This window comes from Acidovorax sp. (assembly GCF_046314175.1).
Classification (GTDB): domain Bacteria; phylum Pseudomonadota; class Gammaproteobacteria; order Burkholderiales; family Burkholderiaceae_C; genus Acidovorax.
In genome coordinates, this window is sequence record NZ_JBKBXG010000006.1 from 1 (window position 1) to 23,363 (window position 23,363).

Annotated in this window: 22 protein-coding genes; 9 read left to right on the forward strand and 13 right to left on the reverse strand. The window is 62.4% G+C overall.

The features are described 5' to 3' along the window. Positions 1–233: 233 nt before the first annotated feature. Complete coding sequence (gene nirD / locus ACK4OE_RS02735) at positions 234–617, reverse strand: nitrite reductase small subunit NirD (RefSeq protein WP_409882828.1); 384 nt, start codon at positions 615–617, stop codon at positions 234–236. A 71-nt stretch (positions 618–688) separates the two neighbouring features. After that, positions 689–3,136 (reverse strand): nitrite reductase large subunit NirB, encoded by a 2,448-nt coding sequence (gene nirB / locus ACK4OE_RS02740; RefSeq protein ID WP_409882829.1) that lies wholly within the window; start codon positions 3,134–3,136, stop codon positions 689–691. A 575-nt stretch (positions 3,137–3,711) separates the two neighbouring features. On the opposite strand from nirB, the gene ACK4OE_RS02745 reads away from it, so the two are divergent. Then, a complete protein-coding gene (locus ACK4OE_RS02745; protein WP_409882830.1) occupies positions 3,712–5,358 on the forward strand; it encodes a methyl-accepting chemotaxis protein in 1,647 nt (548 codons plus the stop codon). Between the two features lie 213 nt (positions 5,359–5,571). Next, complete coding sequence (locus ACK4OE_RS02750) at positions 5,572–5,937, forward strand: hypothetical protein (RefSeq protein ID WP_409882831.1); 366 nt, start codon at positions 5,572–5,574, stop codon at positions 5,935–5,937. Between the two features lie 126 nt (positions 5,938–6,063). Here the strand turns inward: ACK4OE_RS02750 and ACK4OE_RS02755 are convergent, their stop codons facing one another. Beyond that, positions 6,064–7,107, reverse strand: coding sequence for a LacI family DNA-binding transcriptional regulator (locus ACK4OE_RS02755; RefSeq protein WP_409882832.1), 1,044 nt, complete (start codon positions 7,105–7,107; stop codon positions 6,064–6,066). A 169-nt stretch (positions 7,108–7,276) separates the two neighbouring features. On the opposite strand from ACK4OE_RS02755, the gene ACK4OE_RS02760 reads away from it, so the two are divergent. The 4 genes from ACK4OE_RS02760 to ACK4OE_RS02775 are packed head-to-tail and all read left to right on the forward strand — an operon-like array spanning position 7,277 to position 10,721. Continuing rightward, positions 7,277–7,837: a gluconokinase gene (locus tag ACK4OE_RS02760; protein WP_409882833.1), complete on the forward strand. Its 561-nt coding sequence runs from the start codon at positions 7,277–7,279 to the stop codon at positions 7,835–7,837. Between the two features lie 3 nt (positions 7,838–7,840). Continuing rightward, positions 7,841–8,356, forward strand: a complete 516-nt coding sequence (locus ACK4OE_RS02765; protein WP_409882835.1) for a TRAP transporter small permease — start codon at positions 7,841–7,843, stop codon at positions 8,354–8,356. A gap of 7 nt (positions 8,357–8,363) precedes the next feature. Then, positions 8,364–9,641: a TRAP transporter large permease gene (locus ACK4OE_RS02770; RefSeq protein WP_409882837.1), complete on the forward strand. Its 1,278-nt coding sequence runs from the start codon at positions 8,364–8,366 to the stop codon at positions 9,639–9,641. A gap of 60 nt (positions 9,642–9,701) precedes the next feature. Continuing rightward, a complete protein-coding gene (locus ACK4OE_RS02775) occupies positions 9,702–10,721 on the forward strand; it encodes a TRAP transporter substrate-binding protein (protein ID WP_409882838.1) in 1,020 nt (339 codons plus the stop codon). A gap of 179 nt (positions 10,722–10,900) precedes the next feature. Here the strand turns inward: ACK4OE_RS02775 and ACK4OE_RS02780 are convergent, their stop codons facing one another. The 5 genes from ACK4OE_RS02780 to ACK4OE_RS02800 all read right to left on the reverse strand — a co-directional run bounded on the left by ACK4OE_RS02780 (position 10,901) and on the right by ACK4OE_RS02800 (position 14,403). After that, positions 10,901–12,235 (reverse strand): hypothetical protein, encoded by a 1,335-nt coding sequence (locus ACK4OE_RS02780; RefSeq protein WP_409882840.1) that lies wholly within the window; start codon positions 12,233–12,235, stop codon positions 10,901–10,903. Between the two features lie 20 nt (positions 12,236–12,255). Further along, a complete protein-coding gene (locus tag ACK4OE_RS02785; protein ID WP_409882842.1) occupies positions 12,256–13,143 on the reverse strand; it encodes a hypothetical protein in 888 nt (295 codons plus the stop codon). A gap of 225 nt (positions 13,144–13,368) precedes the next feature. After that, the gene (locus ACK4OE_RS02790; protein WP_409882843.1) at positions 13,369–13,662 is read right to left on the reverse strand and encodes a DUF4148 domain-containing protein; all 294 of its coding nucleotides are present in this window, start codon (positions 13,660–13,662) and stop codon (positions 13,369–13,371) included. 67 nt (positions 13,663–13,729) lie between these two features. Beyond that, a complete protein-coding gene (locus ACK4OE_RS02795; protein WP_409882844.1) occupies positions 13,730–14,023 on the reverse strand; it encodes a DUF4148 domain-containing protein in 294 nt (97 codons plus the stop codon). A 32-nt stretch (positions 14,024–14,055) separates the two neighbouring features. After that, a complete protein-coding gene (locus ACK4OE_RS02800) occupies positions 14,056–14,403 on the reverse strand; it encodes a hypothetical protein (RefSeq protein ID WP_409882845.1) in 348 nt (115 codons plus the stop codon). Between the two features lie 103 nt (positions 14,404–14,506). Between ACK4OE_RS02800 and ACK4OE_RS02805 the strand changes: the two genes are divergently transcribed. After that, positions 14,507–14,947: a CBS domain-containing protein gene (locus ACK4OE_RS02805; RefSeq protein ID WP_409882846.1), complete on the forward strand. Its 441-nt coding sequence runs from the start codon at positions 14,507–14,509 to the stop codon at positions 14,945–14,947. 75 nt (positions 14,948–15,022) lie between these two features. On the opposite strand, the gene ACK4OE_RS02810 is transcribed toward ACK4OE_RS02805, so the two are convergent. The 4 genes from ACK4OE_RS02810 to ACK4OE_RS02825 form a co-directional block, all read right to left on the reverse strand. Continuing rightward, positions 15,023–15,862: an ABC transporter ATP-binding protein gene (locus ACK4OE_RS02810; protein WP_409882848.1), complete on the reverse strand. Its 840-nt coding sequence runs from the start codon at positions 15,860–15,862 to the stop codon at positions 15,023–15,025. Next, the gene (gene ntrB / locus ACK4OE_RS02815; protein ID WP_409882849.1) at positions 15,859–16,821 is read right to left on the reverse strand and encodes a nitrate ABC transporter permease; all 963 of its coding nucleotides are present in this window, start codon (positions 16,819–16,821) and stop codon (positions 15,859–15,861) included. Before ntrB ends, ACK4OE_RS02810 begins: the two co-directional genes overlap by 4 nt. 77 nt (positions 16,822–16,898) lie before the next feature. Continuing rightward, positions 16,899–18,143 carry a CmpA/NrtA family ABC transporter substrate-binding protein gene (locus ACK4OE_RS02820; RefSeq protein ID WP_409882851.1) on the reverse strand — a complete coding sequence of 415 codons (1,245 nt, stop codon included), beginning with the start codon at positions 18,141–18,143 and terminating at the stop codon, positions 16,899–16,901. Between the two features lie 524 nt (positions 18,144–18,667). Continuing rightward, the gene (locus ACK4OE_RS02825; protein WP_409882852.1) at positions 18,668–19,294 is read right to left on the reverse strand and encodes an ANTAR domain-containing response regulator; all 627 of its coding nucleotides are present in this window, start codon (positions 19,292–19,294) and stop codon (positions 18,668–18,670) included. Between the two features lie 208 nt (positions 19,295–19,502). Between ACK4OE_RS02825 and ACK4OE_RS02830 the strand changes: the two genes are divergently transcribed. Then, complete coding sequence (locus tag ACK4OE_RS02830) at positions 19,503–20,663, forward strand: branched-chain amino acid ABC transporter substrate-binding protein (protein ID WP_409882854.1); 1,161 nt, start codon at positions 19,503–19,505, stop codon at positions 20,661–20,663. 102 nt (positions 20,664–20,765) lie between these two features. After that, entirely contained in the window at positions 20,766–21,806 is a 1,041-nt protein-coding gene (gene tsaD / locus ACK4OE_RS02835; protein WP_409882855.1) for a tRNA (adenosine(37)-N6)-threonylcarbamoyltransferase complex transferase subunit TsaD, read from the forward strand. Positions 21,807–21,871: 65 nt separating this feature from the next. Here the strand turns inward: tsaD and ACK4OE_RS02840 are convergent, their stop codons facing one another. Then, the gene (locus ACK4OE_RS02840; RefSeq protein WP_409882856.1) at positions 21,872–23,323 is read right to left on the reverse strand and encodes an aldehyde dehydrogenase; all 1,452 of its coding nucleotides are present in this window, start codon (positions 23,321–23,323) and stop codon (positions 21,872–21,874) included. Between the last annotated feature and the right edge of the window lie 40 nt (positions 23,324–23,363).

Consider the following 23,363-nt stretch of genomic DNA (forward strand, 5'->3'; position numbering starts at 1 on the left):
GCTCGCGATTGTCTGAGCGAAGCGAGTTCGAGCGAGACCCCGCTGGACGCGAGCACCGCAGGTTTCCCCACACGCCCGCAAGGGCGTGTGGGGACGCAGCGTGTAGGGTCGCCTTTTCTTTGGTGACTTTCTTTTGGCGACGCAAAAGAAAGTCACTGCGCTGCCGGGCGCACACCCCGGCCTCCGCCTTTTGCAAAGGCACAGAGTCAAAAAGAAGCGCGAACAAAGACATCTCAATCCACAGCAACGCGCCGCGCAGGCCCAGCCACAGGCCGGGTCAAATCAAGAGCCACAGACCCCAGCTCCAACGCATCCAGATACACCACCCCATCCTCCACCTTCACCGCAAACTTCGGCGTGCACCCCTCATCCGGCGCCGCCGCCTGCCCGTCGCACAACCCAATCGTCCAGTTGTGCAACGGACACGCCACATGCGTGCCAAACACAATGCCTTGCGACAGCGGCCCACCCTTGTGCGGGCAGCGGTCCAGCAGTGCAAAAACACCGCCCACGTCATTGCGAAACACCGCCACATCCAGCCCCTGCGGGCGCGTCACGCGGCGCGAACCCAGCACGGGGATCTCGTCCACGCGGCAGATCAGTTTCCATTCGCTCATTGCTATTCCTTTGGTAGCTTTTGGCGCTTATCCATCAAGCGCTGAAGGCATATTTGGTTTAATAAACGGGGTCAAGCCGCGGCAATCGGGATGAACTGGCGCGTGTCCACCGCGGCCTTGTCAAACTCGAACCACGGGTCGGGTTCGCCGTCCAGCGCAAACTGCAATTGCTCCCACAGCGCCTTGCGGCCTTCGTGGTCTTCCAGAATGCGCTTTTTCACATAGTCCAGGCCCACGCGGTTCACGTAGTGCACGGTGCGTTCCAGGTACCAGCCTTCCTGGCGGTACAGCTCGCAAAACGCGCCGGTGTACTCCAGCACTTCCTCAGCGGTTTTCAGCTTGGTAAAAAAGTGCGCCACCTCGGTCTTGATGCCGCCGTTGCCCGCCACATACATCTCCCAGCCGCTATCGACGCCGATGATGCCCACGTCCTTGATGCCGGCCTCGGCGCAGTTGCGCGGGCAGCCGCTGACTGCAAACTTCACCTTGTGCGGGGCGTACATGCGCCACATGGCGCGCTCCAGGTCCTTGCCCATTTGCGTGCTGTCTTGCGTGCCCATGCGGCACCATTCGCTGCCCACGCAGGTCTTCACGGTGCGCAACGCCTTGGCGTAGGCGTGGCCGCTGGGCATGCCAATGTCCTTCCACACGTTGACCAGGTCTTCCTTTTTCACGCCCAGCAAATCGATGCGCTGGCCGCCGGTGACCTTGATGGTGGGGATGTCGTACTTATCGGCGGCATCCGCAATGCGGCGCAGCTCGTCGGCTGTGGTCTCCCCCCCCCACATGCGCGGGATGACGCTGTAGGTGCCGTCCTTTTGGATGTTGGCGTGGCTGCGTTCGTTGATGTAGCGGCTTTGCGGGTCGTCCCTGGCCTCTTTGGGCCAGGTGCTGATGAGGTAGTAGTTGATGGCCGGGCGGCAGCTGGCGCAGCCGTTGGGCGTCTTCCACTCCATGAACTTGAAGACATCGGCAATGGTCAGCAGCTTGTTGGCGCGGATCGACTCACGCACCGCCTGGTGGCCGTGGTCGGTGCAACCGCACATGGCTTTGGTCTTGGGCGTGGCGCTGTAGTCGCCACCGGCGGTGAACATCAAAATCTGCTCGACCAGGCCCGTGCACGAGCCGCACGATGCGCTGGCCTTGGTGTGCTTCTTGACCTCTTCCAGCGTGAACAAGCCCTTGTCCTTGATGGCCTTGCAGATGGCGCCCTTGGTCACGCCGTTGCAGCCACACACCTCGTCGGTGTCGGCCATGGCGGACGCCTTGCTCTGGCCCTGGTGGCCCACGTCGCCGATGTTGCTCTCGCCAAACATCAGCTTGTCGCGGATGTCGCTCACGCTGCGGCCGTCGCGCAGTAGCTTGAAATACCAGCTACCGTCCACCGTGTCGCCGTACAAGCAGGCGCCGATCAGCTTGTCGTCCTTGATGACGAGCTTTTTGTACACACCGCCAAAGGGGTCGCTCATCACGATCTCTTCGGTGTTGTCGCCGCCCTGAAAGTCGCCTGCACTGAACAGGTCAATGCCCGTGACCTTGAGCTTGGTGGACGTGAGCGAGCCCTGGTAGCGGCCGATGCCGAACTCCGCCAAATGGTTGGCCAACACCTTGCCCTGCTCGAACAGCGGCGCCACCAGGCCATAGGCAATGCCCCGGTGCGCGGCGCATTCGCCCACGGCGTAGATGCGTGCGTCGGTGGTGGTCTGCAGCGTGTCGCTCACCACAATGCCGCGGTTCACGTGCAGGCGCATCTTTTCGGCAAGCTGCGTGTTGGGGCGGATGCCCACGGCCATCACCACCAGGTCGGCGGGCACCTCGGTGCCGTCCTTGAACTTGACGCTGGCCACGCGCCCGTCGGCGTTGCCCACCAGCTCTTGCGTCTGCGCACCCATCAAGAACCGCATGCCGCGGTCTTCCAGCGACTTCTGCAGCATCTTGCCCGCCACGTCGTCCAGCTGGCGCTCCATCAGCGACGGCATCACATGCACCACGCTCACCGTCATGCCGCGCTTCATGAGGCCGTTGGCGGCCTCCAGGCCCAGCAGGCCGCCGCCAATGACCACGGCGTGTTTATAGGTGGCGGCAGCATCGATCATGGCCTGCGTGTCGGCAATGTCGCGGTAGGCCAGCACGCCCTTCAGGTCTTTGCCGGGAATGGGCAGGATGAACGGGTTGGAGCCCGTGGCCATGATGAGGCGGTCGTATTCGGCGGTGATCACATCGCCCGCTGCGCCCGTGGCGCTGACCACGCGGCGCACGCGGTCCACGTCGGTCACGGTAAAGCCGGTGTGCAGGGTGATGTGGTTGTCGGCGTACCAGGTCCAGTCGTTCAGAATGATCTCGTCGATGGTCTGCTCGCCGGCCAGCACGGGCGACAGCAGGATGCGGTTGTAGTTGGGGTGCGGCTCGGCCCCGAACACCGTGATGTCATACAGATCGGGGGCAATCTTGAGCAGCTCTTCCAGCGTGCGCACACCGGCCATGCCGTTCCCCACCATCACCAGTTTGAGCTTTTTCATCGTGACGTACTCCGTCGGTTCATCGTCTGGGCAATTCGAAAAACAAAAAAGGCGTCCACACGATGCTGCTTCGATGTCAACTCGAAACCGCATGTGGGGACGCCTTCGTCCTTGCGACCCTTCTGTGCGCCGTTGCACGGGAGAATCGCGTGACCCTGCCGGGTCGTTGTGCTTTCCAAGCAATGGCCGTGCCAGATGGTTTGCACTGGTGTGGGGCGCAATCGGCCCGCAGCGCGTAGCGGCGGGCTGCGGTGTTTTTATCGTCGCCTGAGGTCAGGGTGGGTCAGGTGCTTCTAAAAGAATAGCTGATAGCGCTTTGCAGATAAGCGCTAGAGCCGATTTTTATCAATATTGCTACTCCGCCGGCTCCCACATTGGTGCGGTGCATCAAGTGTCGCCACCTGCCTTTGGAGGGCTGCACCAAACTGGAAGATGTGTGGCCGGAGCGATTTCCCTGTTTCAAATTGCGAAAAATCGAAATAGGATGTTCTCGGTTCTTCCACTGCCGTCGCTGCCGTCATTGCCGTGTTATCAGGTTCTGGAGTGACGACGCATCCATCAAAGAGGGGCTTCCTATGCGCGTCAATCTTCCCGTCAGCACGCAAGAATATGCGTTTCCCAAGGGCCAGACGTTGGTGTCCACCACCGATCTCAAGGGCCGCATCCTCTACTGCAACCCGATGTTCATCGAGGTCAGCGGTTACGAAAAAGAAGAGCTTCTGGGCCAGCCCCACAACATCGTTCGCCACCCCGACATGCCCGAAGAGGCGTACCGCGACATGTGGCACACCATCGCAAGCGGCATCCCCTGGTCCGCCCCGGTCAAGAACCGGCGCAAGGACGGCACGTTTTACTGGGTGATGGCCAACGTCACCCCGCTGATGCAGGGCGACCAACCCACCGGCTACATGTCGGTGCGCACCGAGGCCACGCGCGAGCAGATCCAGGCGGCTGATGCGCTGTACAAGCAGATGCAGGCCGAAAAACAGGCGGGCCAACTGGTGCACACCTTGCGCGCTGGTGTGCTGGTCAAAAACAACCTGTGGGGCAAGCTGTCGGGCGTGCTGCGCTTGGGTGCCATGGGCAAGATGATGGCGTGCACGCTGCTCCTGGTGGTGGCCTCGTGGTGCGCCGCGTTGGTGGGCGGCCACACGTTGACGCTGGGCTCGGGCGCTGCGTGGCTGGGTGTGGTGCTGCTGGCGCTGGGCATGGCGGTGTACCTGCATCAGGTGACTGTGGCGCCGCTTGCGCAGATGCTTCGCTGGGCCAACCGCATGGCGGCGGGCGACCTCACACAGAACATTTCCGCATCACGCAGCGACACGGTGGGCCACCTTCAAAAGGCGCTGGGCCAGCTCAATGTGAACCTGCTGTCCATCGTGCGCGACGCGCGCCAGGAGAGCGAAAACATGCAGGTCTCCACCCGCGAGATCGCTCAGGGCAACCAGGACCTGTCGTCCCGCACCGAAGCGCAGGCCAGCAATCTGGAGCAGACGGCGGCGTCGATGGAAGAGATCACTGGCACCGTCAAGCAGACGGCCGAATCGGCCCGCCAGGCCACGGTGCTGGCGACGCAGGCGTCCCAAGTGGCCGAGCGCAGCAGCGAAGCCGTGGACGGCGTGGCCATCACCATGAAGCAGATCCAGACGGCGTCGGGTCGCATCAGCGAGATCACGCAGCTGATCGACTCCATTGCGTTCCAGACCAACATCCTTGCGTTGAACGCTGCGGTCGAGGCCGCGCGAGCGGGCGAACAAGGCCGGGGCTTTGCCGTGGTGGCGTCTGAAGTGCGCAGCCTGTCGCACCGCACCCTGTCGGCCGCCAAGGAGATCCGCCAGCTCATCGACGACTCGGCCACCAAGGTGAGCGAAGGCCACGCAAAGACCGACGCCGCCCAGAAAACCATGACCGAATCGCTGGAGCTGGTGCGCCGCGTGAACACGCTGATCGGCGAGATCCACAGCGCATCGAACGAGCAGCTCAGCGGCATCTCGCAGGTCAACGCTGCCGTGGCGCAGCTGGACACCATCACCCAGCAGAACGCTGCGTTGGTGGAAGAAAACGCAGCCTCTGCCATGCAGCTCAACGGCCAGGCACAGACGGTGACCGAGACCGTCCAGGTGTTCCGCATCGACGTATCGGCAACGAGCCAGGCGCGTGATGCGGTGCAGATGCGCAAGGAGATCAGGGCGTCGTCAGAAAGGGCGCTGGCGCGCGCCTGACGTGACCGGGGTTTTGTACCGGAGTTTTGGTGTTTTTGGCCGCTAGCGCTTATGGGGTAAGCGCTGGCAGCTATTGTTTTGATAGTTTTCGACGGTTGGGGCAAGGTATTGGGTCAGTGCGACAGCGCACAGATGCCGTGCGTTCTGGCGGTCACGATGTGCGCAGTGTTGTATTTGCAACCGCCAGTGACCAAAAGACTGGGAGGAGCCCCCATGCCACGCGCCCAAGCGAACGTATTGCCCCTGGACCACCGGTTGCCCCGTGTTGATCCGCAAAGGACCGCCAGCCGGGCTGTTTTTATTCCAGTGGACGAACTGCTCACCCCCGGTTTTGTTGCCAGGCACACCATGTTCCCGGATTTCGGTGCGCTGCTGCGTGCCAGCGCGTTTGTTCCTGAGCAGGTTGTGTTTCTGGAGAGAACATCGGACGACGACTGGGAGAAGTTCATTCGCCGCGTGTCCAGTTTTTCAACCTGGAACGCGATGCTGAAAGACGCGCGGGGCGAGTGGATCATGCGCCGGATGGGCGTCTGCATCGACGCCTATCCCTCGTACAGCGAAGCCCCGGCAACGCTTTAAAAAATTTCAAAAATGATAGCTATCAGCGCTTATCCATCAAGCGCTAGGGCCTGAAAACACTCAAAAATCAGCCTGGTGTTTCGTGTGGATGCCCGCTGCGGCGTCGCTGGGTCTGCCCGGTTTGGCTCAGGTGCTTTCCCGTACCGTTAACTCAAATCCCAGATTCACCGAGTTCTTTGGTGGCACCTCGCCGCGCATCAGCGCCAGCAGCATCTGCGCACTCGCTTCGCCAATCGCCGAGCGTGGGGTGCGTACCGTCGTCAGTGGAGGCAGCATCTGGTCGCTGCCCGCCAGGTCGTTGAACCCTGCAATGGCCACGCGGCCGGGTACAGCCACACCGAGGCGCTGTGCGGCCAGCAGGCCACCCTGTGCCAGGTCGTCGTTGCAGAAAAACACGGCATCCACGCCGGGACGGGTGCGCATCACTTCCTCCAGCAGCTCTGCGCCCAGGCGGATGGAAGAAGGCTGGGGGCTGAGCAACTCCAGCCGCGGGTCGTACACACCGGCTTCGCGCAGGCAGCGGCGGTAGCCTTCGGCGCGCTGCATGGTGCGCGGGTCGAGCTGGGCCGCCACAAAGGCGATGTTCTTGTAGCCGCGCGACAGCAGGTGGGCCGTCATGGCGTGGCCTGCATCCTGCTGTGAGAAGCCCACGCAGAACACACCGGGTGCGGGCGTCATCTCCATCAGGTGCACGCAGGGCACGCCGCTGGCGGCAATCATCTGGCGCGATGCCTCGGTGCGGTCAAAACCCGTCACCAGCAGGCCTGCCGGGCGTTGCGCCAGGTAGGTGCGCAGCAGTTGTTCTTCTTCCAGCGGGTCGTAATGCGTCACGCCGATCAGCGCCTGGTAGCCGTGTGGGAAGAGGGTGCGGTGCACGGATTCGAGCACGTCCACAAACAGCGCGTTGGACAACAGCGGCACCAGCACCGGCACCTGCACGCTGCGCTGCGATGCGAGGGCGCGCGCAGCGGGGTCGGGCACGTAGCCCAGTTGAGCGGCGGCGTCTTTCACGCGCTGCACCAGTTCTTGCGCCACGCCGCGTTCGCCGCGCAAGGCGCGGGACGCGGTGATGGGGCTGACCCCTGCGGCCCTGGCCACATCGCTCAAGGTAGTGCGGCCACTGGAGCGGCGTCTGGACTCGGATTTGCCGGGGCTGGAAGGGTTTGACAAGGGTTTTCCCTCGGTGTTGTGGGCGCGTAAATGAATAGGATAGCGCTGTCCGAAACGGGCGACAAGCTACATCTGCAGGTGCTGATGCAGGTTCGATACGGTCTCGATTCTTTTTCTCAGACATCCGGCCTGGATGTTTTTTTGGGTTTCATTGGATAGCGCTACCAATATGAGTTTTGTGCCCTCAACAGTGTTTTTGGTGGTCATGGGCGTGGCCGGCTGCGGCAAGTCCAGCCTGGGCCAGGTGTGCGCTGCGCACCTGGGGCTGCCGCTGCTGGAAGGCGATGACTTCCATTCCTCCAGCAACGTCAACAAGATGCGCAGCGGAGTGCCCTTGAGCGACGACGACCGCCAGACCTGGCTGGACACGCTGGCCGCCCAGCTTCAGGCCCACCCCGGCGGTGTCGTGCTGACCTGCTCTGCGCTAAGACAGCGCTACCGTGACCGCCTGCGCGCTGCCGTGCCGGGTTTGCGCTTTGTGTTCTTGAGCCTCACGCAAGACCAAGCGCGCGAGCGGGTGGCCGCGCGCCCCGGTCATCTGTTTCCTGTCAGCCTGGTGGCCAGCCAGTTTGAAACGCTGGAAGACCCGAGCAGCGAGGTCGGAGTGCTCCGCGTGGATGCCACCCGCCCACTGGCAGAACTGGGCGCGCAGGTTGAGCAGTGGCTGCAAGGCTCGCCTGTTGTGGCTCCGGTGGCCGCGTCTGTGTCCAACCCCAGCCTGGAGGTCTAAGCCATGGCGATTCGCAAATTCTTGAAGCACGTGGTCGAGGCGCTCATGGCGCTGAGCCTGCTGGGCATGGTGATTGCCGTGTTTGGCAACGTGGTGCAGCGCTATCTGTGGGGCACCGGCTGGGTGGTGTCTGAAGAGCTGTCGCGCCTGCTGTTTGTGTGGCTGGTGTGCCTGGCGGCCACGCTGGCGTTTGGCGAAGGGCAGCACCTGGGGTTCGACCTGGTGACGGCGCGGCTCAAGGGCGCGCCCGCTGCGGTGCTTCGCTGGCTGTCGCGTGGGTTGATGGCGCTGGCGCTGTACTTTTTGATATCGGGCGCCTGGCAGCAGGTGGTGGTGGGCATGGACAGCCGCAGCCCCGTTATGAACTACCCGCTGGCGCTGGGCGCGGGCGGCATCTTGCTGATGGGCGTGTGCATGGCCGCCATCCTGCTGCTGCAAGCCTGGCACGACCTGCGCGGCACCACGCCGCCTGATTCCCACACAGCCCCGCACAACGCCGATACGGCCACCAAAGGCTGAAGCTGCTATGACGATTGCCCTGTTTCTCTTCGTGCTGTTCGCCACCATGACGCTGGGGGTGCCCATTGCGTTTGCGCTCATGCTCACCGCGCTGGCGCTGATGGTGCACCTCGACTTTTTCGATGCGCAGTTGCTTGCGCAGAACATGCAGGCCGGGTTTGACAGCTTTCCGCTGTTAGCCGTGCCGTTTTTCATTCTGGCCGGTGAGCTGATGAACGCCGGTGGCCTGAGCCGCCGCATCATCGACCTGGCGCGCACCTTTGTGGGTCACATCCCTGGCGGCCTGGGCTACGTGGCGATCGCCGCGTCGCTGATGCTCGCGTCCATGAGCGGCTCGGCCATTGCCGACACTGCCGCGCTGGCCACGCTGCTGCTGCCCATGATGCGGCGCCAGAACTACCCGGATGGATCCAGCGCCGGGCTGATTGCGGCGGGCGGCATCATCGCGCCCATCGTGCCGCCGTCCATGCCCATGGTGATCTACGGCGTGACGACCAACACCTCCATCAGCAAGCTGTTTCTGGCGGGCATCGTGCCCGGCATCATGATGGCCGTGGCGTTGGTGATGGTGTGGCGCTGGGTGGCCAAAGACAATAGTCTGTCGGTGGCCGAGAAGACCACCTGGCCCGAGCGCCGCCGCGCACTGGTGAGCAGTGCGTGGGCGCTGATGATGCCGGTCATCATCATCGGTGGTCTGCGCATGGGCGTGTTCACACCCACCGAGGCCGCAGTGGTGGCGGCCATGTATGCGCTGCTGGTGGCCACGCTGGTGTACCGCGAACTCAACCTGGCGGGTATCTACAAGGTGTTTGTGGCAGCCGCCAAGACGACGGGGGTGGTCATGTTCTTGTGCGGCGCGGCCACGGCCGCGTCTTACATGGTGACGCTGGCGGACCTGCCCAACCAGCTGGCGCAAAGCATGGGCCCGCTGCTACAAAGCCCCATTTTGTTCATGGCCGTGGTGTGCACCTTCTTGCTGGCAGTGGGCATGGTGATGGACCTCACGCCCACCATCCTCATCCTCGCGCCGGTGCTGGCGCCCCTGGCCGCCAAGGCCGGTATTGACCCTGTGTACTTCGGCTTCGTGTTCATTTTTGTGGGCTGCCTGGGGCTGCTGACGCCGCCTGTGGGCACGGTGCTGAACGTGGTGGCTGGCATCGGGCGGCTGCGTATGGAGCCCGTCATCCGTGGGGTCATGCCGTTCTTGCTCATCTACATGACCATGCTGGTCCTGCTCATCCTGTTCCCCGCCATCGTGCTCTGGCCGCTCAAGCTGATGTTTTAACGCGCGCTGCTGTTTGGTTTCCCGTTTTTTCACCCTGCCATTTCATCAAGGAGACAACCCATGAAAACTTTCCGTCGCACCCTGCTGGCCGCCCTCTCGGTGGCTGCCATCACCTGCTCGTTCCAGGTCGCCGCGCAAGACATCAAGCCGCGCCTCATCCGTTTTGGCTACGGCCTGAACGAAGTGTCCAACCAGGGCCGCGCCACCAAGGTGTTTGCTGAAGAGGTCGAAAAAGCCTCGGGCGGCAAGATGAAGATCCGCGCCATCGGCGCTGCAGCGCTGGGCTCGGACGTGCAGATGCAGCAGGCGCTGATTGGTGGCGCGCAAGAGATGATGGTGGGCTCCACCGCCACGCTGGTGGGCATCACCAAGGAAATGGCGATCTGGGACACCCCCTTCCTCTTCAACAACGCCAAGGAAGCCGATGTGGTGCTGGACGGCCCCGTGGGCCAGAAGGTGATGGACAAGCTGCAGGAAAAGGGCCTGGTGGGCCTGGTGTATTGGGAGAACGGGTTTCGCAACCTGACCAACAACAAGCGCGCCATCACCAAGCTGGAAGACATGGACGGCATCAAACTGCGCGTCATGCAGAACACCGTGTTCCTCGACAGCTTCAAAACCTTGGGCGCCAATGCAGTGCCGCTGCCGTTCTCAGAACTCTTCACCGCCTTGGAAACCAAGACAGTGGACGGCCAGGAGAACCCCTACAACACCATCCTGTCGAGCAAGTTCTATGAGGTGCAAAAGTACCTCACGGTCACCAACCACGTCTATAGCCCCTGGATTGTTCTGGTGAGCAAGAAATACTGGGACGGTTTGTCGAAGGCAGAACAAAAGGTGCTGCTGGACGCCGCCAAAAAGAGCCGTGATTTTGAACGCCAGGACACCCGCGCCGAAGCCGACAAAGCGCTGGCAGACCTGAAAGCCAAGGGCATGCAGATCAACGAACTGTCCGCCGCCGAAGCCAACCGCATGCGCGAAAAGCTGGGTGCGGTCAACGCCAGCATTTCGGCCAACGTGGGCGAAGCGCTGTGGAAAGACGTGCAGGGCGCTGTGGCGCAGGCACGGGCTGGCAAGTAACTGCAAGACAGACGCTCGCTGGTGATGGCGACTCCGCGTAAAGGCGTGGAGTCGCCGCTCTTCTGAAGGCGAATGCACGCAAAAAAAGGGCTTCCAGTTGGAAGCCCTTTTGTTTGCAGATCAGGCCCAATGTCAAACCAGTTCGTGCAATTGATCGCCGTCAGAGTTGTCGGTTGACATCAAGGTTTTGCATGCCACAAGGCGCCTTGCAAACGCATATTGGGGCCGCTACTGTGCAGCACCAGCCAGTAGTGGCCATCGCTGGAAACTCCCTGCAAATCAAATTCGCCAGGGGGCGGGGTCAGCTCTTGCAGGCGCAATGGGTTGCTGTGCAGATCTACCCGGTACAGCTGGCGACCCGCCTGCAGCCCCATCCAGCGGCTGTTGGCCGAGAACACCGCCCGGCGTCCCCCCGTGCTTTGGTTGATGTTTCCCTGATAGGGCCCATGTGCAAGCGTGGCCACTTGCTGCATGTCCGGACTTTTATGCATCCTGATGGTTTGATCGCTACCCCACTCGGCCAGCCAATTTCCGTCGGGTGATGTCCCCGGCTTCGCCTTGGGCAAAGTTGCTACCAGCGCGGATGCGGGCTGGCCACACGGCAGTTCGGCGCACGGATAGGGCTCGTTGTTGGGATTCTTTGCGAAAGCGCTTTCAGCGAGAGGCAGCGCAAACAGTTTGCTTTCTTGCCAATCCGATAGTCCGAGCAGGCGGGAACCGCTCGCATGCACCATCAGCCACCGACCTTGTGGGTCCAGCGTGGGCGTGACAGTGCGAGCATCGCCGAACGGCATGATGAGAGCACGCCCGGTGGCCATCTCGCACAGAGCCAATGGTTTGGGCGGCTGAGGGCCTGTGAATGCCAATTGAACGGCAAACCAATCCGCAGTGAATGCTGCGTTCGTCACCCATCCAATGGCCGGAAACTGGCATACGCTGCGCTGTTCCTGCAGGTCGTACACATCGCTCGTGGCGTTGTAGAACTGCGGTGCAAAACCATCTTCGCCTTCGCGCAGTCCGGTACGCACCGCATAGCGCCCATCCGGGCTGATGAGATCTGCCTTGCCACCCATGCCACGTTGTAGATCAGGTGTGATCCACGCGTGTTTTCGGCCATCGATGTAGTTCAGTTGGCCGTGGGGATTGAATTGCACTTGGCGAATACCGAGTCCTGATGTCTCCGGGGCACTGGTCAGTCGCTTGAGCGGTTGGCTTTGCCACAGCTCCAGCCCGCGGTCATGCACATGAGCGAACCGATCGCCCTTGGGCGAAAAAACAAGCTGAAGACTCCTGTGATCGTTGTGGATGGCGCCTGCCGACTCCAGCCGCGTGGGCTGGATGCTGGTACCCGGCATGTCCCCTGGCGGCGACGATGCGCGTGCTGTTTGGTCGGGCAGCGGGGTAGCGGAGTGCACGCTTGTGCCGACCAGTAGCGCCATGGCACTAGCAATGGCACGGAATCGCCAAGCAGTCGCTGGAGAAGAGCGGGCGAGAGCGTGAAGGAGCGAGGGCATGAAGCGATCCTGCAAAGCGATTACGGAATGGATGAAAAGGCAATGCCCCCATGGAAGCACTTGAGAAAATGCGACAGATGGGGCAGCGACTTGGTGGTGGCCAGGCCCTGCGACTCATTTCCCCACGTGAACACCCTGGCCTGGATCGAGGCTGTTTCAAGGTCGGGTTTGTTGGTCTTGTTGTAGATGCTGATAGGCCTGCCATTGACCGAAATCGGGCCGTTCAGCACCACCCAGTGATTTTTGTAGGTGTTGCCACCCGCTCCCTGAAACATTGCCGCGGAAACCAGCATGACCACCCATCCACTGGCCTGGTAGGGCGCCAGTTCCAGCAACTCGTTCCAATCTGCAAGCGGAACTATTTCATTGGTGTTGTCGAGCAAGGTGGTGGCGCCTGCAGCATGGAACCAACCTTGCATGTATCTGGGACGGGTGATTGCCGACACCGTCGCACTCGGATGGTCATAGTCCGCGAAGGGATTCAGGTCAGGGCTGTCGTTGCGCAGGCTTGCCATGCTGATCCAGTCCACCGCATTGATATTGGCTGCTGCGGGCAATGTTTGCTGTGAGTTCGGCACCATAGTTTCTGCTGTGGTTCGGACTTGGGCGTTGGGCCTGACACTGCGCTGCCCCAGGGTGGCAGGTCGGCCTGCCCACAAATCGATGATGTGCCCCACATAGAGGTCGGGCCGGTCGTGAATCAGACAGAACATGAAAGCTGCGGGTCCGCACAGGCTGGTGCCCCCTTGGTTGGGCCAAGAGGTGCTTCCGCCGCTGATCCTCTCACCCAGTTGATTGGCAAGTTCCACGTTGTTGACGCCCCATGCCTTGTAGCCGTCGAATTGGCGGCTGGTTCTGAGTTCAGCAAGGAGGGCAGTGGCTTTGGACAGCGCGGCAGCGTTGATCATGAAAACGTTCGGGTCGATTGGGGTGGTGATTTGCGAGCGGATTGCGATGTCGCGCGGGCATTCTATGGACGGGTTTTCTGGCTCCAGATGTAAGGTCTGTTTCGATTTGCCGTGGCCAGGCAGAATTTTTGGTGCCTGAAAGCGCGAAAGGCCGGGGCCCCCTTTCGGAGCCCCGGCCTTTTGCCAGAGTCGCTGCAGTGCGAGCTGCAGCGAGAAGTCGGCGATTTACAGAGAGCCGATTTCGCCAGCAGAGATCTTGCCGGTGCGCAGGGCGTCCACGGCCTGGGCGTTCACGGCACTGCGGTCAGCCGTAGAGGTGTAGACCAGAGCACGCGAACCTACGGGGATGGCGCCGCTGGTTTGCGACACGGTGGAGGCTTCCGCCATCACTTCAGCGCGGGTGCGGCTGGTTTCGAACTTCGTAGCGAACTGCGAAGCGTCGGCTTCATCAGCCTGGGCGCCGAAAGCAGTGAAAGCAGCAACAGTAGCGATGGAGAGGAAACGAGCGGTCTTGTTCATGGTGAAACTCCTGAAGAGATTAAAAACTGGGTGTGATGAAAACGGACTGAATCAAGCGGTGCGGCAATTACATGGAGCCGATTTCGCCGTGGGGGATCTGGCCGGTTCGAACCGCCTCAGCGGCCTGGGCACGCACTGCAGCGCGGTCAGCCGTGGACGAATACGTCACCACGCGCGAACCTGCTGGCTCAGTGCTGCGGGTTTGTGCCACGCTGGCGGCTTCGGCTTGCACTTCGGCGCGGGTGCGGTTGGTTTCAAACTTGGTGGCGAACTGCGAAGCGTCCGCTTCGTCAGCCTGGGCACCAAAAGAGGCAAAAGCAGCAACAGCGGCGATGGAGAGGAAGCGTGCGGTGGTGTTCATGATTGATAAGTCCTTGAAGTTAAAAAAGCGTCTCAAAAAATCCGGGGAAAAGCGACATCGAAAACTGCTTCAACCCGGGTTCGGTGAGTCGCCTTGCGGGTTCGGCTCATCGATGGGTTGAACTGTACGCCGGGGGTGTTCAAAGAAAAACCACCCCGTCGCAAACTGACTGTTCCGGTATTGGAAACAATCGAGCGGCCTTTTCTGTGCACACAGAGGGTGGAGCCGAGGGATTGTTTGCAAATCGCGTTGAACATGACCGCAATGGTGCCGGTCGGTGCGGCCAGCGTCTTCTCGTCGCGGTTTCGGTTCTTTTCGGTTTGTTTCGCGCTCCAGCGAATGCAACAGAGGCGAAACAATATGTGTTGAGTGGGCGGCAAGCCCCCTCAACGCGTGGCGAATCAAACGTGCGCGGGTTGCGCTAGCGGGGCTTATAGGCTGAAATCTGGCTGTACCTGTTCCAGGTTTTACGAGGGAGGTTCCATGACCGCAGTTGCCAAGATTCTTCAGTCCAAGCCAGACACCACTGTCCACACCATCGCGCCCACGGCATCGGTGTTTGATGCGCTCCAACTGATGGCCGACAAGCACATCGGGGCCTTGGTGGTGACCGAGGGGGATGCGATTGTGGGCATCTTCACCGAGCGCGATTACGCCCGAAAGATCGCCCTGCTGGGCCGTACGTCAGCCGCCACGCTGGCGCGCGACGTGATGACCACCGCCGTGCGTTTTGTACGGCCCGAGCAGACCAGCGAACAGTGCATGCAGATCATGAGCACCGGCCGCCTGCGCCACCTGCCCGTGGTAGACAACAGTGGCAAGCTGGTGGGCATGATCTCCATCGGCGATTTGGTCAAGGACATCATCTCCGAGCAGAAATTCATCATTGAGCAGCTGGAGCAATACATCACCGGAAGCCATTGAACGTAAAAAAGGCTCTGACCGATCCGGTCAGAGCCTTTTTGTTTTGGGTGCCTGGGCCGCCGCCGACCCGGCGGCTCAAGCGGCTTTTTCTACGTGCCCTTGACGCGTGTACAGGAAGTCGATCACCGCCTTGCGGTATTGCACGTACTGTGGGTCTTCGGCCAGTTCCACGCGCTTGCGGGGGCGGGGCAGGTCTACCGACAGCACCTCGCCAATCGTCGCAGCAGGGCCGTTGGTCATCATCACGATCTTGTCGGACAGCAGCACGGCCTCGTCCACATCGTGGGTCACCATCACGACTGTGCTCTGGGTGCGGGCGACGATCTCCAACAGCTCGTCCTGCAGCTTGGCGCGGGTCAACGCGTCCAGTGCACCGAAGGGTTCGTCCATCAGCAGCACCTGGGGCTCCATGGAGAGGGCCCGGGCAATGCCTACGCGTTGCTTCATGCCGCCCGAGATTTCACCGGGGCGTTTTTGCCCAGCGGGCGTGAGGCCCACCAGGGCCAGTGCGGCGTCGGTGCGGGCCTTGAGCTGGGCCTTGTTCTCCTTGCCGCCAAACACGCGCTCCACAGCCAGGTAGATGTTGTCAAAGCAGGTCAGCCAGGGCAGCAGCGAGTGGTTCTGGAACACCACCGCGCGCTCTGGCCCAGGGCCCTTGATTTCCTTGTTGGCGCACAGCAGCACACCGTTGGTGGGCGTGGTCAGCCCGGCGATCAGGTTGAGCAGCGTGGATTTGCCGCAGCCCGAGTGACCAATCAGCGCCACGAACTCGCCCTTGGCAATCGTCAGGTTGATGTCGCGCAGCGCGGGGAACAGGCCCTTGGCCGTCTTGAAGGTCTGCTCGACGCCGTGGACCTCGATGAACTTGGTGCTCATGGAGGGGTGTGCGGATGCTGCTGTGGTGGTCGTGTTCATGCTTTTACCTCTTCAAACGTGAATGCCGTGGCCAGCTTGATGAGCGCGAACTCCAGCACCAGCCCCACGATGCCGATCACGAAGATGGCGATGATGATGTTCTTGACGTTGAGGTTGTTCCACTCGTCCCACACCCAGAAGCCAATGCCCACGCCGCCCGTCAGCATCTCGGCCGCCACGATCACCAGCCACGCGGTGCCCACGGCCAGGCGCACGCCGGTCAGCATGTAGGGCAGCACGGCAGGGAACAGGATCTTGGTGGCGATCTTCCATTCGGAGAGGTTGAGCACGCGGGCCACGTTCATGTAGTCTTGCGGCACGCGCTGCACGCCCACGGCGGTGTTGATGATCATGGGCCAGATGGAGCAGATGAAGATGGTCCAGATGGCGGCCGGGTTGGCACCCTTGAACACCAGCAAACCAATGGGCAGCCATGCCAGGGGCGACACCGGGCGCAGCAGGCTGATGAGCGGGTTGAACATGCGCGACAAAAAGTTGAACCGCCCGATCACGAAGCCCGCCGGAATGCCTACCAGCGCCGCCATGCCAAAGCCGATGGCCACGCGCTGCAGGCTCATCAGCACATTCCAGCCCACCCCCTGGTCGTTGGGACCGTTGCTGTAGAACGGGTTGCTGAACACCTCCAGCGCCTGCAGCCACGTGTCCTTGGGGCTCGGAATGCTGCCCCCCGTGGTGGTGGACACCACCGCCCACAGGCCCACCAGCAAGCCCAGGCCACACAGCGGCGGCAACACCGCCATCCAGAAGCTGCGCGACAACGCGGCCCAGTCGCGGGCGGGGGCTGCCGCGTTGGCGGTCACCGTACCTGCGGCTGCAGGATTGGGGTGTTTTTGGCCTCTAGCGCTTGCAGGTATTGCGCTGCCAGCTACATTATTCATAGCATTTTTTGCAGCCACGGGGGCTGCATCTAACGGGGGGTGAAAAACGGCACTGACCATGGTTTTCTCCTGTGTGCAGGGCTTGCTGGAGCGGGGGCTGGCGGGCTGTGCGGCGATGCGAAGGGAGCGATTTGCGCTTAAGCCTTGATCTTGAAACCGTCCGCGTACTTGGCGGGGTCCTTGCCGTCCCACACCACGCCATCGATGAGCTTGCTGGTGCGCATCACGTCCTTGGGCACGTTGATCTTCATGGCGCTGGCGACGGACTTGTACAGATCGACCTGGTTGACCTGTTTCGCCACGGCCAGGTAGTCGGGGTGGCTCTTGAGCAGGCCCCAGCGCTTGTGCTGGGTCAGGAACCACATGCCGTCTGACAGGTACGGGAAGTTCACCGCGCCGTCGTTGAAGAACTTCATGTGGTTGGGGTCGTCCCAGGTCTTGCCCATGCCGTTCTGATAGCGGCCCAGAATGCGCTGGTTGATGGCATCCACACTGGTGTTGATGTAGGACTTCTGGGCCACGGTCTCGGCCATCTTCATCTTGTTGGACAGGCTGGCGTCAATCCACTGGCTGGCCTCCAGCACAGCCATCATCACGGCGCGGGTGGTGTTGGGGTTCTTCTTGACGAACTCGGCCGACGTACCCAGCACCTTCTCGGGGTGGTCCTTCCAGATGTCCTGCGTGGTGTTGGCGGTCACTCCGATGCCGTCCATGATGGCGCGGTGGTTCCAGGGCTCGCCCACGCAGAAACCGTCCATGTTGCCTACGCGCATGTTGGCCACCATCTGCGGTGGCGGCACGGTGATCAGCTTGGCACCCGACAGCGGGTTGATGCCCGCAGCCGCCAGCCAGTAGTGGAGCCACATCGCATGCGTGCCAGTCGGGAAGGTGCCCGCGAAGGTGTATTCACGCTTTTCCTTGGCCATCAGCGCGGCCAGCGATGGGCCGTCCACGGCGCCCTTGTCTGCCAATGCTTTCGACAGGGTGATGGCCTGGCCGTTGTGGTTCAGGTTCATCAGCACGGCCATATCCTTTTTGGGGCCGGCGGTGCCCAAGTGCACGCCATAGATCAGGCCGTACAGCACGTGGGCAAAGTCGAGTTCGCCGTTCACCAGCTTGTCGCGCACACCGGCCCAGCTGGCCTCCTTGGTGGGGATGATGGTGACGCCGTACTTCTTGTCAAAGCCCAGCACCGAGGCCATGACCACGCTGGCGCAGTCGGTCAGCGGGATGAAGCCGATCTTGACTTCCTTCTTCTCGGGGGCGTCTGAGCCCTGGGCGTGGACAAGTGCGCGCAGCGCGGGGCTGACGCCCACGGCGCCCACACTGGCGGCCTGCAGCACGGTGCGGCGGTTGAGGCTGGTTTTGAGCAGATCGGTCATGGGGCTTTCCTCCTGGCGTGAAAAACAAAAAAGGCGTCCTCACACCGCGCTAGGTGCTGCTTACATGGGTACATGCCAGCAGCGCCGAGTGCGGGTGGGGACGCCTTTGTCCGGTGCGGAGCCTTTGAACGGGTTCTGGGGCTCCTTGGCAGCACCGGCCCGCCATTGGGTCAGTGCTGTTCGTGGTGAGACCATCGTTGGTCTTGCTTGTGTAATGCAAGCTGCGTGCCAGCCTTGTCGGCGCTGTTTTCCAACCTGATTGCTTTAATTTTGATAGCTGCTAGTGCTTTGCCATCAAGCGCTAGAGGCTAATTTGGCTTGAATTTTGTTGGGTTGGGGCAGTCTGGCGGGCCGCACTGCAGTTGTGCGTTGCACCATGAAGTGCGTGGGCAGACGGTTGTAGTGCTGCAGATCGGTGCGGCTGGCCGAGCTGGGCCGAAGCGGGCTCAGAGGCTGGGAGTTTTTTAGCCGAGCCGGGGCGTTTTGGTGCGCAATGCGGGCATGGATAAAAGACTCTCGGCCTCTCAGGCGAGCAGGTCCATCACATCCAGCATGCGCTGCGCCACATCCACCAGCTTCAGGCCCTTGTCCATGGCGGTCTTGCGCAGCTTTTCGTAAGCGGCCTGTTCGGTCAGGCCCTGGCGCTCCATCAGCAGGCCCTTGGCGCGGTCGATGGTCTTGCGGTCTTTCAGCTCGGTCTTGGCGTCGGCCAGCTCGGCGCGCAAGGCCTGCTCGTGCTGGAACCGCGCCATGGCCACGTCCAGGATAGGGCGAATGCGCTGGGGCGAAAGACCCGCCACGATGTAAGCAGACACTCCAGCCGCCACCGCGTCCTTCACATGCGAGGTGTCTTCATCGTTGGTGAACATCACGATGGGGCGGCGCTCGTCGCGCGTGGCCATCACCACATGTTCGAGCGCGTCGCGGGCCTCGCTCTCGGCGTCCACGATGATCAGGTCGGGTTGCAACTGGGCCAGCCGGTCGCTCAAGAACACGTCAGCGGGCAGCGTGGCCACCAGGTTGAAGTTGTTCTCCAGCAACCCAATGCGCAGCGCCCGCGACCGCTCTGCCTGCAGCAGGGCGTGTTCGTCGTCAGGGTCGGTCACGGCCAGATCCGGGGCCACCACCACGATGCGCAAAGCCTCATTCATGCCGTGAGCATAAGCAATTTTTACGCCACAAATTGGTGCATCGAAGCGGTGCATACCCTCGGGAACAGGCCCCGCACGCGGCCCGCTGGCTTGCGGGGCCTGAAACTTGCTAATAGTTTGAAGCGCGGCAGGGCATTCCCGGTAGCCGCAAGAAACAGCGTCGCATATACATCCGGTCACATTGACATATTGCTATGGAGTTTTCTGCATGAACCAACACCTCGACCGGCGCCGATTCTCGGCCAGTCTGGCTCTCACGGCCATCGCCACGGCCGTTCTCCTGGCGGGTTGCAGCAAAGTGCCCGACACCATCAAGATCGGTGTGGCCCAACCCCTGAGCGGCCCACTGGGTGCTTTGGGGCAAGACTTGCTCAACGGCGTGAACCTGGCCGTGGCCGAGCTGAACAAGGGGGGCTACACCGTAGACGGCAAGCGTGTGACGCTGGAGGTGGTGTCGGTGGACGACAAGGCCGACGCCGCCACCGGCAAGACCGTGGCCCAGCAACTGGTAGATGCCGGTGTGGTGGCGGTGGTGGGCCACCTCAACTCGGGCGTCAGCATTGAAACCGCGCCCATCTACGCCGCCAAAAACATCGCGCAGATCGCTATCTCCACTAACCCCAAGTTCACGCAGCTGGGTTTCCCCACTACCTTCCGCATGGTGGCCAACGACACCCTGCAGGCGCGCGCCATTGGCTCGTTTGCGGCCACGCAATTGGGCGCCACCCGCTATGCCGCGCTGGACGACGGCACGCCCTACGGCAAGGGCCTGGCCGACGGCGCGGCAGAGCAGCTCAAGGCCGAGAAGAAAGAAGTGCTGGTGCGCAAGTCGTTTGACGACAAGACCGTGGCCTTTGATGAACTGGCGGGCGAGCTGAAGGCCGCCAAGGTCGAGGTGATCGTCTCCACCCTCAACGACTTCCAGGCCCTGGCCCTGCTCGAAGCTCTGCGCAAGGTCGACCACACCAAGGTCAGCCTGCTGGGCGGCGACACCATCAAGACCACCGACATGACCAAGGCCATGGGCATGGTCGAAGGCATCTACGCCACGTCGCCCGTGCTGGAGGCCAAAGAGTTCACCACCGGCAAGCCCTTCCTCGAAAAGTACATCGAGGCGTACAAAAAGCCGCCCGCTTATGGCGGCCACTACAGCTATGACAGCATGTACGTGCTGTCTGCCGCCATCCAGAAGGCCAAGTCGGCCGACCCCAAGGACATCACCAAGGCCATGCACAGCATCAACGGCTATGCACCGGTGATCGGCACCATGACCTGGGACGACAAGGGCGAGCAGCGCTACGGCGCCGTGGGCGTGTACGAGCTGCGCGGCGGGGCCTGGGAGCTGCGGATGCGGTCGGACCGCTGGTAACTACAAAGCACAGCCAAGTTTCTCCGCTCAACCCCTGTCGGTCACCGCCCGCAGGGGTTTTTGCATCCGGCCCGGTGAAGGGTCGGGTTTTACACTCGGGGCATGAGCTTGCTGATCCTGGGTATTGAATCTTCGTGTGACGAAACGGGCGTGGCGTTGGTCCGCTCCACCGGCAATGCCGTGCCGACCTTGCTGTCGCACGCGCTGCACAGCCAAATCGACATGCACCAGGCCTACGGCGGCGTGGTGCCCGAACTGGCCAGCCGCGACCACATCCGCCGCGTGCTGCCCCTGACCACGCAGGTGCTGAATGAGTCGGGCCAGTCGCTCGCCGATGTGGATGTGGTGGCCTACACCCGAGGGCCCGGCTTGGCTGGTGCGCTGCTGGTGGGCGCGGGCGTGGCCTGCGCACTGGGCGCAGCCCTGGGCAAGCCGGTGCTGGGCGTGCACCACCTGGAAGGGCACTTGCTCTCGCCGTTCCTGAGCGCTGATCCGCCTGAATTTCCTTTCGTCGCTTTGCTGGTGTCCGGCGGTCACACCCAGCTGATGCGTGTGGACGGCGTGGGCCGCTACGAAATCCTGGGTGAAACCATTGACGACGCCGCCGGAGAGGCGTTCGACAAGTCCGCCAAGCTCATGGGCCTGGGATACCCGGGCGGCCCGGCGCTGTCGCGCCTGGCCGAGCAGGGCGACCCGGCGGCCTTCAAACTGCCGCGCCCGCTGCTGCACAGCGGCAACCTCGATTTCTCTTTTGCCGGGCTCAAGACCGCCGTGCTGACGCAGGCCAAAAAGCTGGGTGACGAACTCGAAACCCGCAAGGCAGACCTAGCGGCCAGCACCGAGGCGGCCATTGTGGACGTGCTGGTGAAAAAGACGCTCACGGCGCTCAAGCAGACCGGCCTGACGCGCGTCGTGGTCGCTGGCGGCGTGGGCGCCAACCGGCACCTGCGCGCGCAGCTCAACGCTGCCTGCGCGCAAAACAAGGTGCGCGTGCACTACCCCGAGCTGCACCTGTGCACCGACAACGGCGCCATGATCGCCATGGCCGCCGCCATGCGCCTGCAGGCGGGGCAGCAAGAGGCCAGAACCGACTACGCGTTTGACGTGAAGCCGCGCTGGCCGCTGGATGCGATTGCCGCTTGAAGAATATGGCAAAAAGTGCCGCTAGCGCTTATCCATAAAGCGCTAGCAGCTATCTTTTTTGATATTTAGAACGGATAGTGGCGCGGCGTAGTCTGCACCGTGATCCAGCGCAACTCGGTGAACTCGCGCACACCGGCCATGCCGCCAAAGCGGCCATAGCCCGAACTTTTTACGCCGCCAAAAGGCATCTGGCCTTCGTCGTGCACGGTGGGGCCGTTGATGTGGCAGATGCCTGATTCGATGCGCGCCGCCACGTTCCAGGCCTTGGCCACGTCGCGGCTGAACACGGCGGACGACAGCCCGAACTCGTTGTCGTTGGCGCAGGTAATCGCTTCTTCCACACCGTTCACGCGCACCACGGGCTTGACGGGGCCGAACGACTCTTCTCGGTAGATGTCCATCTCGGCCGTCACATGGTCGAGCACCGTGGCCTGCATCAGCGTGCTATCGCTCTTGCCGCCGCAGACCAGCGTGGCACCCTTGGCCAGTGCGTCGTCGATCAGCGCGTTGCAGCGGTGCACGGTGGCCATGTCCACCACCGATCCCAGCACCACCGGGCCCTTGCGCGGGTCGCCCAGGGGCAGGGATTGGGCGCGTGCGCCCAGCTTGGCCACGAACTCGTCGGCCACGGCGTTGTCCACGATGATGCGTTCGGTGGACATGCAGATCTGGCCCGAGTTGGCGAACGCGCCAAACACCGTGCCCGCCACGGCGGCGTCGATGTCGGCATCGTCCAGCACCAAGAGAGGCGCCTTGCCGCCCAGCTCCAGCACCACCGGCTTGAGGTACTTGGCGCAGGTCTGCGCAATGATGCGGCCCACCTTGGTGGAGCCCGTGAAGTTGATGCGGCGCACCGCAGGGTGGGCCACGATGGCCTCGACTACAGCGCCTGCGTCAGCGGGGGCATTGGTCACAAAGTTCACCACACCGGCAGGCAAACCGGCCTCCTGCAGCGCCTCGATGATGAGGCCGTGTGTGGCGGGGCACAGTTCGGAGCCTTTCAGGATGACCGTGTTGCCGCAGGCCAGCGGCGTGGCGATGGCACGCACACCCAGGATGACCGGCGCGTTCCACGGTGCAATGCCCAGCACCACGCCCGCCGCCTGGCGCACGCCCATGGCCAGGCTGCCCGGCACGTCGGAGGGGATCACCTCGCCTGCGATCTGCGTGGTCAGTGCCGCAGCCTCTTGCAGCAGGCCCGCAGCAAGGTGCACGTTGAAGCCCGCCCACATGCCAGACGCTCCGGTTTCTGCTGCCATGGCGGCAGCAAAGTCGGCGGTGCGGGCTTCGAGTGCGTGTGCGGCCTTGAGCAGCAACGCCCGGCGTGCATTGGGCCCCATCGACGACCAGGCAGGGAAGGCCTTGGCGGCCGCGTCGGCGGCGGCTTTGGCATCAGCAACCGTTGCGGCGGGCGCGGTGGTGGCTACTGAGCCGTCCAGTGGGTTGCGGCGCTCGAATGTGGCACCACCGGTGGCTTGCACGCGCTCGCCGTTGATCAGCATAGAAATGGCAGTCATGGAAGAAAGCTCCTGAAAAAGAACAGAGAAAAGGGGAAAG

Bases quoted from the DNA above. Each gene is read 5' to 3' on its own strand.
- nirD (WP_409882828.1), bottom strand. From the start codon at position 617: ATGAGCGAATGGAAACTGATCTGCCGCGTGGACGAGATCCCCGTGCTG.
- nirB (WP_409882829.1), bottom strand. From the start codon at position 3,136: ATGAAAAAGCTCAAACTGGTGATGGTGGGGAACGGCATGGCCGGTGTG.
- ACK4OE_RS02745 (WP_409882830.1), top strand. From the start codon at position 3,712: ATGCGCGTCAATCTTCCCGTCAGCACGCAAGAATATGCGTTTCCCAAG.
- ACK4OE_RS02750 (WP_409882831.1), top strand. From the start codon at position 5,572: ATGCCACGCGCCCAAGCGAACGTATTGCCCCTGGACCACCGGTTGCCC.
- ACK4OE_RS02760 (WP_409882833.1), top strand. From the start codon at position 7,277: ATGAGTTTTGTGCCCTCAACAGTGTTTTTGGTGGTCATGGGCGTGGCC.
- ACK4OE_RS02765 (WP_409882835.1), top strand. From the start codon at position 7,841: ATGGCGATTCGCAAATTCTTGAAGCACGTGGTCGAGGCGCTCATGGCG.
- ACK4OE_RS02770 (WP_409882837.1), top strand. From the start codon at position 8,364: ATGACGATTGCCCTGTTTCTCTTCGTGCTGTTCGCCACCATGACGCTG.
- ACK4OE_RS02775 (WP_409882838.1), top strand. From the start codon at position 9,702: ATGAAAACTTTCCGTCGCACCCTGCTGGCCGCCCTCTCGGTGGCTGCC.
- ACK4OE_RS02780 (WP_409882840.1), bottom strand. From the start codon at position 12,235: ATGCCCTCGCTCCTTCACGCTCTCGCCCGCTCTTCTCCAGCGACTGCT.
- ACK4OE_RS02785 (WP_409882842.1), bottom strand. From the start codon at position 13,143: ATGATCAACGCTGCCGCGCTGTCCAAAGCCACTGCCCTCCTTGCTGAA.
- ACK4OE_RS02790 (WP_409882843.1), bottom strand. From the start codon at position 13,662: ATGAACAAGACCGCTCGTTTCCTCTCCATCGCTACTGTTGCTGCTTTC.
- ACK4OE_RS02795 (WP_409882844.1), bottom strand. From the start codon at position 14,023: ATGAACACCACCGCACGCTTCCTCTCCATCGCCGCTGTTGCTGCTTTT.
- ACK4OE_RS02805 (WP_409882846.1), top strand. From the start codon at position 14,507: ATGACCGCAGTTGCCAAGATTCTTCAGTCCAAGCCAGACACCACTGTC.
- ACK4OE_RS02810 (WP_409882848.1), bottom strand. From the start codon at position 15,862: ATGAACACGACCACCACAGCAGCATCCGCACACCCCTCCATGAGCACC.
- ntrB (WP_409882849.1), bottom strand. From the start codon at position 16,821: ATGGTCAGTGCCGTTTTTCACCCCCCGTTAGATGCAGCCCCCGTGGCT.
- ACK4OE_RS02820 (WP_409882851.1), bottom strand. From the start codon at position 18,143: ATGACCGATCTGCTCAAAACCAGCCTCAACCGCCGCACCGTGCTGCAG.
- ACK4OE_RS02825 (WP_409882852.1), bottom strand. From the start codon at position 19,294: ATGAATGAGGCTTTGCGCATCGTGGTGGTGGCCCCGGATCTGGCCGTG.
- ACK4OE_RS02830 (WP_409882854.1), top strand. From the start codon at position 19,503: ATGAACCAACACCTCGACCGGCGCCGATTCTCGGCCAGTCTGGCTCTC.
- tsaD (WP_409882855.1), top strand. From the start codon at position 20,766: ATGAGCTTGCTGATCCTGGGTATTGAATCTTCGTGTGACGAAACGGGC.
- ACK4OE_RS02840 (WP_409882856.1), bottom strand. From the start codon at position 23,323: ATGACTGCCATTTCTATGCTGATCAACGGCGAGCGCGTGCAAGCCACC.